Raw genomic sequence first — 12835 nt, forward strand, 5'->3', positions numbered from 1 at the left:
AAATGGACCCACAACTTGTCAGGGCCACGAAAGCCCTTCAAAAAGCCCTTGCACAGATAGACTTTCTGAAACAGCAGAATCGCGCTTTGATGTCGCGGTCCTCTGAACCTGTGGCGATCGTGGGGATGGGGTGCCGGTTCCCGGGTGGGGCAGACTCGCCGGAACGGTTGTGGAATCTGGTGGCCGGCGCCCGTGATGTGGTGTCGGAGTTCCCCACTGATCGGGGCTGGGATGTGGAGGGGTTGTTTGACCCTGACCCCGACCAGGTGGGCAAAACCTACACCCGCTACGGCGGATTCGTATATGACGCCGGCGATTTCGACGCCGGGTTCTTCGGGATCACACCCGCAGAAGCATTAGCAATGGATCCCCAACAACGACTACTACTGGAATGCTCCTGGGAAGCCCTAGAAAACACCGGCATTAACCCACACTCGTTGCACGGCAGCCAAACCGGAATTTTTGTCGGCGCGATGAACTCCCGCTATGAAGCCTTTGACCAATCGGTAGAAAACTACTGGCTGACCAGCACTGAAGGCAGTGTGTTATCGGGCCGGCTCGCATATGTATTCGGTTTCGTCGGCCCTGCGCTGTCGGTGGATACCGCGTGTTCCTCGTCGTTGGTGGCGCTACATGAAGCCTGCAAAGCGTTGCGTGGTGGCGAATGTTCGATGGCGTTGGCCGGTGGAGTGACGGTAATGGCCACCCCAGCAGGCTTTGTCGGGTTTTCCCGGCAACGCGGACTAGCCGCCGATGGGCGCTGCAAACCCTTCGCCGACGCCGCTAACGGCGTAGGGCTTGCCGAGGGTGTTGGCATGGTGGTGCTGGAGCGGTTATCGGATGCTCACCGTCTTGGTCATGAAGTGTTAGCGGTGGTGCGTGGTAGTGCGGTCAATCAAGACGGCGCTAGCAATGGCTTGACTGCACCTAACGGCCCCTCTCAGCAGCGGGTGATCCGGGCCGCGTTAGCCAATGCCGGGTTATCCCCAGCCGAGGTAGATGCGTTAGAAGCTCATGGCACCGGCACGGTGTTAGGCGATCCCATTGAAGCCCAAGCAATCCTGGCGACTTACGGCCAAGACCGCGACCCCCAACGACCACTGTGGTTGGGATCAATCAAATCCAACATGGGCCACACCCAAGCCGCAGCCGGGATCGCCGGAGTGATCAAAATGATCCAAGCCATGCGCCACACGACGCTACCGGCCAGCCTGCACATCGACCAACCCTCCCCACACGTGGACTGGTCAAGCGGCCACGTGCAATTACTGACCGAACCCCGCCCCTGGCACACCAACAATCATCCACGCCGAGCCGGCGTGTCCTCATTTGGAATCAGCGGCACCAACGCACACATCATCCTCGAAGAACCCACCACCACCACCCAAACCCCACCCACAACAGAACAACCCACACCCAACAAGTCAGCGCTACTGCCATGGGTACTATCCGCCAAATCAGCGGCAGCACTAACCCACCAAGCCCAACGACTCGTAAACTTTTTGACCACCAACCCCCAACCCCACCCCCACGACGTGGGCTGGACACTGACCCAACGATCAACCTTTGACCACCGCGCAGTAATCCTGGGCACAGACCAGCACACCCTACTGACCGGATTAACCGCACTAGCCAACAACCAACCCACCACCAACCTGACCGTCGGACAAGCCCTACCGACCACCAAAACCGTAATGGTCTTCCCCGGCCAAGGCTCACAATGGCTAGGCATGGGCACGCAGCTCTATGACCAGTTGCCGGTGTTCACACAGGCCTTCGATGAGATCACTGAGGCCCTCGACACGCATTTACGGTTGCCGTTACGTGAAGTGCTCTGGGGGACCGATACGGGGTTGTTAGATAGCACCGAATTTTCCCAACCAGCACTGTTCGCGGTGGAAACAGCCCTGTTTACGGTGTTACAACACTGGGGCCTAACCGCCGATTTCGTGATGGGTCATTCGGTGGGGGAGTTCAGCGCCGCCTACGCCGCCGGCGTGTTATCACTCAACGACGCCGCGATGCTAGTCGCTGCCCGAGGCCGATTGATGCAGACCCTGCCCACCGGTGGAGCCATGATCGCAATCAACGCCACCACCGAAGAGATCGAGCCCTTACTCCCAACCGGGGTAGCGATCGCGGCAATCAATGCCCCCGACTCGATCGTCATTTCCGGCCACCAAGCAGCAGTACACGCCATCGCAGAACAGATGACAACCCAAGGACGCCGAACACGACGACTGGCCGTCTCCCACGCGTTTCACTCCCCGTTGATGGAACCGATACTCGACGAATTCGAACGCCTAGCCACCCACACCACAATCAACCCACCACAAATCCCCGTGATTTCCAACATCACCGCACAACCAGCCGGACCCCAGTTCGCCTCAGCCCAATACTGGGTCGAGCACATCCGCCAACCCGTCCGCTTCAGCCAAAGCATCCACTACCTACAAAACCACGGAGTAACACACTTCCTAGAGACCGGCCCAGCAAGCGGACTAACCACGGCAATAGAACAATCATCAACACCAACACAACCGGTAATCACCACCGGACTAACCAAAAACCACCCCGAACTCACCTCACTGCTCACCACAGCAAGCCAAGCCTTCACCAGCGGGGTAGAAATCAACTGGCGCTCCCTGCTCACCAGTGGACACCAAATACCCTTGCCCACCTACGCCTTCCAACGACGCCGCTACTGGCTACAACCCAACACAACAACCACGTCTGACCCGACCGGACTGGGCCTGCGAGCAGCCCAACACCCCCTCTTAGGCGCGGTAATCCACCACCCCGAAACCGACGAAGTCATCCTGACCGGGCGACTATCCCACACAACCCACCCCTGGCTCACCGATCACGCCGTAGCAGGAGTGGTGCTCTTCCCCGGCACCGGATTCCTCGACCTGGTCATCCGCGCCGCCGACGAAGTCGGCGCCACCGTCATCGAGGAATTAATACTCACCACACCGTTAGTACTTCCCCCCGACACCGCAACACAGATCCAAGTACTCATCAACACCGCCGACGAAACCAGCCAACACACGGTAACGGTGTATTCGCGCACCGAACAACCCCAAACCCCATGGACCCTGCACGCCCAAGCCACCGTAGGACCCCAAAGACCCACCACAACAACCCATACCGACCTATCGGTATGGCCCCCCACCAACGCACGACCCATCAACATCAACGACGCCTACCCACAACTAGCCCAACACGGCTACCACTACGGGCCAGCGTTTCAAGGACTCAGCGCACTCTGGCAACGCGACCAAGAAATATTCGCCGAAATCACCATCCCCGACAACACCGACATCGACACCCACGGATACGGGATCCACCCCGCACTCCTCGACGCCGTACTACACACCGCAGCACTCACCACCACCACCACCACCGACACCGACACCACCACCACCGACACCGACACCGACACCGACACCGACACCGACGCCGACGCCGACGCCGGTATCAGCCCCATCCTTTTACCGTTCTCCTGGACCGGAGTAACACTGCACGCCACAGGCGCATCCCAACTCCGAGCACACCTGAACCTGCCAAAAAACAACCAACCCGATCAAACGATCTCACTACACCTCAGCGACACCAACGGAACAACGGTCCTCACCGTCGACAAACTCATCACCCGCCCAATCAACACCGAACAACTCACCACCACACCAACAGCCCGATCCGCTCAAGACCTCCTACACCTAATCTGGACACCCATCACCACCACCCACAGTGCTGACAACACTGACAATGCCGAACAACCCGTGGTGATGTCCTGGAACACCTTCCACACCACCACCCCCACCACCGACAACCACCACATCGTCATCTGGGAATACCCACCCACCACCACCACACCACCAGTGGAATCGGTCTACCACGCCACCCACACCGCACTAAACACCGTCCAACAATGGCTTAACTCAACACAATCCCACCCCACCACCACACTGGTAATAGTGACCCACCACGCAGTGGGACTACCCGACGAGGACACCACCGACCTCGCCGCAGCCGCACTATGGGGCCTCATCCGCTCCGCCCAAAACGAACACCCCGGCCAAATCGTGTTGATCGACACCGACACCACCGACCACACCAACACCGACTGGGCCAACCTAATCAACACCACAGAACCACAACTACTCATCCGCAACCACACCACATACGCCCCACGACTAACCCCGGTTTCTCCGCTGCTGGCGTTGCCAGCGGGGGAGTCAGGCTGGGCGCTGACCGCCGGGGGTAGCGGCACACTGCAGGATCTGACGATACGGCCGTACCCGCCGGCCCAGGCGCCGCTGCAGGCGGGCCAACTACGGGTGGCGGTCAGCGCGGTCGGGGTCAATTTCCGGGATGTGTTGATGGCCCTGGCGGTGGTGTCCGATCCGGCTCTGGCGCTGGGTGGGGAGGGTGCCGGGGTGGTGGTGGAGGTTGGGCCCGAGGTGACCGATGTAGCCGTTGGTGATCGGGTGCTCGGGTTGATCACTGGGGTGGGTCCGTTGGCGGTCGTCGATCAGCGGGTGGTGGTCACGATGCCGTCGGAGTGGTCGTTTGCCCAGGCCGCGACGGTGCCCGTGGCGTTCTTGACGGCTTGGTACGGGTTAGCCGATCTGGCTGCGCTGCAGCCGGGGGAGTCGGTGCTGATTCATGCCGGTACCGGCGGGGTGGGTATGGCCGCGGTGCAGCTGGCCCGCCATTGGGGGGCGCAGGTGTTTGTCACCGCCAGCCGCGGTAAGTGGGACACGCTGCGCGCCATGGGGTTTGATGATGACCACATCGGTGATTCACGCACCCTGGAATTCGAGCAAAAGTTCATGGAGACCACCGGCGGGCGCGGCGTCGACGTGGTGCTCAACGCGCTGGCCGGGGAGTTCAACGATGCCTCACTGCGCCTACTAGCCAGTGGGGGACGGTTTATCGAAATGGGCAAGACCGATATCCGTGATCCACAACTGATCGCCACCGAACACCCCGGCGTCACCTACCAGGCGTTTGATCTGCCCGAGGCTGGCTTGGCGCGCATCCGCCAGATGTTGGTCGAGGTGATCGAGTTGTTTGAGGCTGGGGCACTGCAGTTGTTGCCGATGCGTAGCTGGGATGTGCGCTGTGCGCCAGAGGCTTACCGGTTTGTCAGCCAGGCGCGTCATGTCGGCAAGGTGGTGTTGACCATGCCCGCAACGTGGACCGACACCCTGGCTCAAGGCACGGTGTTGGTCACCGGGGGGACCGGGATGGTCGGTGCGGTGTTGGCCCGCCATGTCGTTAGCGCCTACGGGGTGGGTCATGTGGTGTTGGTCAGCCGCTCTGGAGATAGTGCACCGGGGTCAACCGCGTTGGTGGCATCACTGCACCAGGCCGGAGCCACCCGGGTCGAGGTATTGGCCTGTGACGTGGCCGACCCCGACGCGCTAACTCAGTTGATGACTCAGCTAGACCAGCACTGGCCACCACTGACCGGAGTGATCCATGCCGCGGGCACTCTCGATGACGCAGTGATCACCTCACTGACCCCCCAACGCCTCAACACAGTGTTAGCCGCCAAAGTCGACGCCGCATGGAATCTGCATCAAGCAACCCGTAATTCAGCACTATCACTGTTTGTGCTGTGTTCCTCAATGGCCGGAATACTCGGCAACCCAGGACAAGCCAACTACGCAGCAGCCAACACCTTTCTCGACGCACTAGCCACCTCACGCCGAGCAACCGGACTCCCCGCACTATCACTGGCATGGGGACTATGGGAACAAACCAGCACCATGACCGCCCATCTAAGCGGACACGAGGTCTCACGAATCAACCGCGGCGGAATCACCGCCATGACCGCCCACCAAGCCGTCGAACTCTTCGACACCGCACTCCTAACCGACCACCCCGTGGTCATGGCCGCACGGCTAGACCGAAGCGCACTGGCCAACCCGGTGACCAACCAACAACTACCCCCACTGTTCACCAACCTGATCCACCACCCCCGACGACGCCTCATCACAAACACCGACGCTGCAAACCAATCGATTTCGAAGCTAACGCAGCGCCTACATGGACTAACCACTACCGAACGCCATCAGGTGTTGGTGGAGTTGGTGTGTGCACAAATAGCCGCGGTGTTAGGCCACCCCGACCCCCAAAACATCACACCCCAACAAGCATTCCAAGACCTAGGATTTGACTCCCTAACCGCAGTCGAACTACGCAACCGCCTCAAAACCACTACCGGACTAACCCTTTCACCCACCCTAATCTTCGACTACCCCACCCCAACCGCGGTAGCCGACCACCTCGACCAACAACTAACGGGGCTAACCGAACCGATCACCACGCCAACACGAACACAGCCCAGCATCGACGAGCCAATAGCGATCGTCGGCATGGGATGCCGATTCCCCGGTGGAGTCCACTCACCCACGGGCCTATGGGACATGCTGGCCAACAGCCGCGATGTAATCTCACAGTTCCCCACCGACCGGGGCTGGGACCTCGAACACCTCTATGACCCCGACCCCGACCAGGTGGGCAAAACCTACACCCGCTACGGCGGATTCATACATGACGCCGGAGATTTCGACGCCGGGTTCTTCGGGATCACACCCGCAGAAGCATTAGCAATGGATCCCCAACAACGACTACTACTGGAATGCTCCTGGGAAGCCCTAGAAAACACCGGCATTAACCCCATGACTCTGCGAGGCTCATCGACCGGGGTGTTCACCGGCATCGTCGGGCAGCCGGGGTATGGGAACGCGGTTACCGAGGAGGCAGAAGGGTATTGGGTGACCGGCCAGGCCTTGAGTGTGGCCTCGGGGCGGGTGGCGTATGTGTTGGGGTTGGAAGGTCCTGCGGTGTCGGTGGATACCGCGTGTTCCTCGTCGTTGGTGGCGCTGCATTGGGCGATCCAGTCGTTGCGTTCGGGGGAGTGCGATTTAGCGTTAGCCGGTGGAGTGACGGTAATGGCCACCCCAGCAGGCTTTGTCGGGTTCGCCCGGCAGCGGGTGATGGCCGCCGATGGGCGCTGCAAACCCTTTGCCGCGGGTGCTGATGGGACCGGCTGGGGTGAGGGCGTCGGGGTAGTGGTGGTGGAGCGGTTATCGGATGCTCACCGTCTTGGTCATGAAGTGTTAGCGGTGGTGCGTGGTAGTGCGGTCAATCAAGACGGCGCTAGCAATGGCTTGACTGCACCGAACGGCCCCTCTCAGCAGCGGGTGATCCGGGCCGCGTTAGCCAATGCCGGGTTATCCCCAGCCGAGGTAGATGCGTTAGAAGCTCATGGCACCGGCACGGTGTTAGGCGATCCCATTGAAGCCCAAGCAATCCTGGCGACTTACGGCCAAGACCGCGACCCCCAACGACCACTGTGGTTGGGATCAATCAAATCCAACATGGGCCACACCCAAGCCGCAGCCGGGATCGCCGGAGTGATCAAAATGATCCAAGCCATGCGCCACACGACGCTACCGGCCAGCCTGCACATCGACCAACCCTCCCCACACGTGGACTGGTCAAGCGGCCACGTGCAATTACTGACCGAACCCCGCCCCTGGCACACCAACAATCATCCACGCCGAGCCGGCGTGTCCTCATTTGGAATCAGCGGCACCAACGCACACATCATCCTCGAAGAACCCACCACCACCACCCAAACCCCACCCACAACAGAACAACCCACACCCAACAAGTCAGCGCTACTGCCATGGGTACTATCCGCCAAATCAGCGGCAGCACTAACCCACCAAGCCCAACGACTCGTAAACTTTTTGACCACCAACCCCCAACCCCACCCCCACGACGTGGGCTGGACACTGACCCAACGATCAACCTTTGACCACCGCGCAGTAATCCTGGGCACAGACCAGCACACCCTACTGACCGGATTAACCGCACTAGCCAACAACCAACCCACCACCAACCTGACCGTCGGACAAGCCCTACCGACCACCAAAACCGTAATGGTCTTCCCCGGCCAAGGCTCACAATGGCTAGGCATGGGCGTTCAATTACTGGAAACATCACCAGTTTTCGCCGACGCGATGACCCGCTGCGAACACGCGTTAACACCCTGGGTGGACTGGTCATTGTTGGACGTCATCCGCGGCGTCGATGATACCCACCAGCTAGACCGCGTCGATGTGATCCAACCCGTGTTATGGGCACTGATGGTCTCACTGGCCCAGCTATGGGCCTCGGTAGGAGTCACACCCGATGCCGTGATCGGCCATTCCCAAGGCGAAATCGCAGCAGCCTATATCGCCGGCGCACTCTCACTCGAAGACGCCGCAGCGGTAATCGCCACTCGCAGTCGACTGTTAATGACCCTAGCCGGCACAGGCGCGATGGCCTCCCTGGCCTGCGGCCCCGACCAAGCACAACAATTGTTGACCGACTCGACAGATCACCTCGCCCTCGCCGCGGTCAACGGCACCAACACCGTAGTCATCTCCGGTCACCCCCAGGCCATCACACAACTGATCCAAACCGCCGAGACCGCTGGAATACGAGCCCGTCACATCGAAGTCGACTACGCCTCACACTCAGCACAGGTCGACACACTCAAAAAGCCGCTAATAGCCGCCCTAGATGGCATCACACCACAATCTAGCCAGATCGAACTGATCTCCACCGTAACCGGCCAACCACTCGACACCACCAAACTCGACGCCCGGTATTGGTTTGCCAACCTGCGCCAAACCGTACAACTCGAACAAGCCATACACACAGCCGCACAACAGGGTTATCGAGTATTCATCGAAACCAGCCCACACCCGGTACTACTGGCCGCCATCGCAGAAACCCTCACCAACAAAGAACACCACGACACCGCAGTACTACCCACCCTAGGCCGAGACGAGGGCGGACTGGATCGGTTCTGGCTATCAGCAAGCCAAGCCTTCACCAGCGGGGTAGAAATCAACTGGCGCTCCCTGCTCACCAGTGGACACCAAATACCCTTGCCCACCTACGCCTTCCAACGACGCCGCTACTGGCTACAACCCAACACAACAACCACGTCTGACCCGACCGGACTGGGCCTGCGAGCAGCCCAACACCCCCTCTTAGGCGCGGTAATCCACCACCCCGAAACCGACGAAGTCATCCTGACCGGGCGACTATCCCACACAACCCACCCCTGGCTCACCGATCACGCCGTAGCAGGAGTGGTGCTCTTCCCCGGCACCGGATTCCTCGACCTGGTCATCCGCGCCGCCGACGAAGTCGGCGCCACCGTCATCGAGGAATTAATACTCACCACACCGTTAGTACTTCCCCCCGACACCGCAACACAGATCCAAGTACTCATCAACACCGCCGACGAAACCAGCCAACACACGGTAACGGTGTATTCGCGCACCGAACAACCCCAAACCCCATGGACCCTGCACGCCCAAGCCACCGTAGGACCCCAAAGACCCACCACAACAACCCATACCGACCTATCGGTATGGCCCCCCACCAACGCACGACCCATCAACATCAACGACGCCTACCCACAACTAGCCCAACACGGCTACCACTACGGGCCAGCGTTTCAAGGACTCAGCGCACTCTGGCAACGCGACCAAGAAATATTCGCCGAAATCACCATCCCCGACAACACCGACATCGACACCCACGGATACGGGATCCACCCCGCACTCCTCGACGCCGTACTACACACCGCAGCACTCACCACCACCACCACCACCGACACCGACACCACCACCACCGACACCGACACCGACACCGACACCGACACCGACGCCGACGCCGACGCCGGTATCAGCCCCATCCTTTTACCGTTCTCCTGGACCGGAGTAACACTGCACGCCACAGGCGCATCCCAACTCCGAGCACACCTGAACCTGCCAAAAAACAACCAACCCGATCAAACGATCTCACTACACCTCAGCGACACCAACGGAACAACGGTCCTCACCGTCGACAAACTCATCACCCGCCCAATCAACACCGAACAACTCACCACCACACCAACAGCCCGATCCGCTCAAGACCTCCTACACCTAATCTGGACACCCATCACCACCACCCACAGTGCTGACAACACTGACAATGCCGAACAACCCGTGGTGATGTCCTGGAACACCTTCCACACCACCACCCCCACCACCGACAACCACCACATCGTCATCTGGGAATACCCACCCACCACCACCACACCACCAGTGGAATCGGTCTACCACGCCACCCACACCGCACTAAACACCGTCCAACAATGGCTTAACTCAACACAATCCCACCCCACCACCACACTGGTAATAGTGACCCACCACGCAGTGGGACTACCCGACGAGGACACCACCGACCTCGCCGCAGCCGCACTATGGGGCCTCATCCGCTCCGCCCAAAACGAACACCCCGGCCAAATCGTGTTGATCGACACCGACACCACCGACCACACCAACACCGACTGGGCCAACCTAATCAACACCACAGAACCACAACTACTCATCCGCAACCACACCACATACGCCCCACGACTAACCCCGGTTTCTCCGCTGCTGGCGTTGCCAGCGGGGGAGTCAGGCTGGGCGCTGACCGCCGGGGGTAGCGGCACACTGCAGGATCTGACGATACGGCCGTACCCGCCGGCCCAGGCGCCGCTGCAGGCGGGCCAACTACGGGTGGCGGTCAGCGCGGTCGGGGTCAATTTCCGGGATGTGTTGATGGCCCTGGCGGTGGTGTCCGATCCGGCTCTGGCGCTGGGTGGGGAGGGTGCCGGGGTGGTGGTGGAGGTTGGGCCCGAGGTGACCGATGTAGCCGTTGGTGATCGGGTGCTCGGGTTGATCACTGGGGTGGGTCCGTTGGCGGTCGTCGATCAGCGGGTGGTGGTCACGATGCCGTCGGAGTGGTCGTTTGCCCAGGCCGCGACGGTGCCCGTGGCGTTCTTGACGGCTTGGTACGGGTTAGCCGATCTGGCTGCGCTGCAGCCGGGGGAGTCGGTGCTGATTCATGCCGGTACCGGCGGGGTGGGTATGGCCGCGGTGCAGCTGGCCCGCCATTGGGGGGCGCAGGTGTTTGTCACCGCCAGCCGCGGTAAGTGGGACACGCTGCGCGCCATGGGGTTTGATGATGACCACATCGGTGATTCACGCACCCTGGAATTCGAGCAAAAGTTCATGGAGACCACCGGCGGGCGCGGCGTCGACGTGGTGCTCAACGCGCTGGCCGGGGAGTTCAACGATGCCTCACTGCGCCTACTAGCCAGTGGGGGACGGTTTATCGAAATGGGCAGGACCGATATCCGTGATCCACAACTGATCGCCACCGAGCACCCCGGCGTGGTCTATCGGGTGCTGAATCTGCCCGACGTCCACCCGGCGCGCATCCGCCAGATGTTGGTCGAGGTGATCGAGTTGTTTGAGGCTGGGGCACTGCAGTTGTTGCCGATGCGTAGCTGGGATGTGCGCTGTGCGCCAGAGGCTTACCGGTTTGTCAGCCAGGCGCGTCATGTCGGCAAGGTGGTGTTGACCATGCCCGCAACGTGGACCGACACCCTGGCTCAAGGCACGGTGTTGGTCACCGGGGGGACCGGGATGGTCGGTGCGGTGTTGGCCCGCCATGTCGTTAGCGCCTACGGGGTGGGTCATGTGGTGTTGGTCAGCCGCTCTGGAGATAGTGCACCGGGGTCAACCGCGTTGGTGGCATCACTGCACCAGGCCGGAGCCACCCGGGTCGAGGTATTGGCCTGTGACGTGGCCGACCCCGACGCGCTAACTCAGTTGATGACTCAGCTAGACCAGCACTGGCCACCACTGACCGGAGTGATCCATGCCGCGGGCACTCTCGATGACGCAGTGATCACCTCACTGACCCCCCAACGCCTCAACACAGTGTTAGCCGCCAAAGTCGACGCCGCATGGAATCTGCATCAAGCAACCCGTAATTCAGCACTATCACTGTTTGTGCTGTGTTCCTCAATGGCCGGAATACTCGGCAACCCAGGACAAGCCAACTACGCAGCAGCCAACACCTTTCTCGACGCACTAGCCACCTCACGCCGAGCAACCGGACTCCCCGCACTATCACTGGCATGGGGACTATGGGAACAAACCAGCACCATGACCGCCCATCTAAGCGGACACGAGGTCTCACGAATCAACCGCGGCGGAATCACCGCCATGACCGCCCACCAAGCCGTCGAACTCTTCGACACCGCACTCCTAACCGACCACCCCGTGGTCATGGCCGCACGGCTAGACCGAAGCGCACTGGCCAACCCGGTGACCAACCAACAACTACCCCCACTGTTCACCAACCTGATCCACCACCCCCGACGACGCCTCATCACAAACACCGACGCTGCAACCCAATCGATTTCGAAGCTAACGCAGCGCCTCGACGGACTTTCACCTGACGAGCAACACCGCCTACTGGTGGAGTTGGTGTGTGCAGAAATAGCGGCGGTGTTAGGCCACCCCGACCCCCAAAACATCACACCCGAACGAGCGTTTCAAGACCTAGGATTTGACTCCCTAACCGCAGTCGAACTGCGCAACCGCCTCAAAACCACTACCGGACTAACCCTTTCACCCACCCTAATCTTCGACTACCCCACCCCAACCGCGGTAGCCGACCACCTTGGCCAACACTTTGGAAGTAGCAGTCCGAACACTCGCTCAGATGAGGACGCGCGGGATGCCGAGATCCAGCGCCTCGTTGCATCCATTCCGGTCAGACGATTAAGAGCAGAAGGGGTCCTCGAGATCCTTCTTGGAATGGTTGGTGATCAGGACCAACCCCAGCAAGACGACGAACCAACCGGTTCAGACATGACACTTGATGACCTCGTGAACGTAACCGCAACATACGAGAATTGATAGGA

1 protein-coding gene is annotated in these 12835 nt (G+C 60.5%); it reads left to right on the forward strand.

Features of this window, described 5'->3' with window-relative positions:
• Positions 1-2: 2 nt before the first annotated feature.
• Positions 3-12830, forward strand: coding sequence for a type I polyketide synthase (locus tag MB901379_RS24635; RefSeq protein WP_158017108.1), 12828 nt, complete (start codon positions 3-5; stop codon positions 12828-12830).
• The last annotated feature ends 5 nt before the right edge of the window (positions 12831-12835 follow it).

The organism is Mycobacterium basiliense, assembly GCF_900292015.1.
GTDB classification, from domain to species: Bacteria; Actinomycetota; Actinomycetes; order Mycobacteriales; family Mycobacteriaceae; genus Mycobacterium; species Mycobacterium basiliense.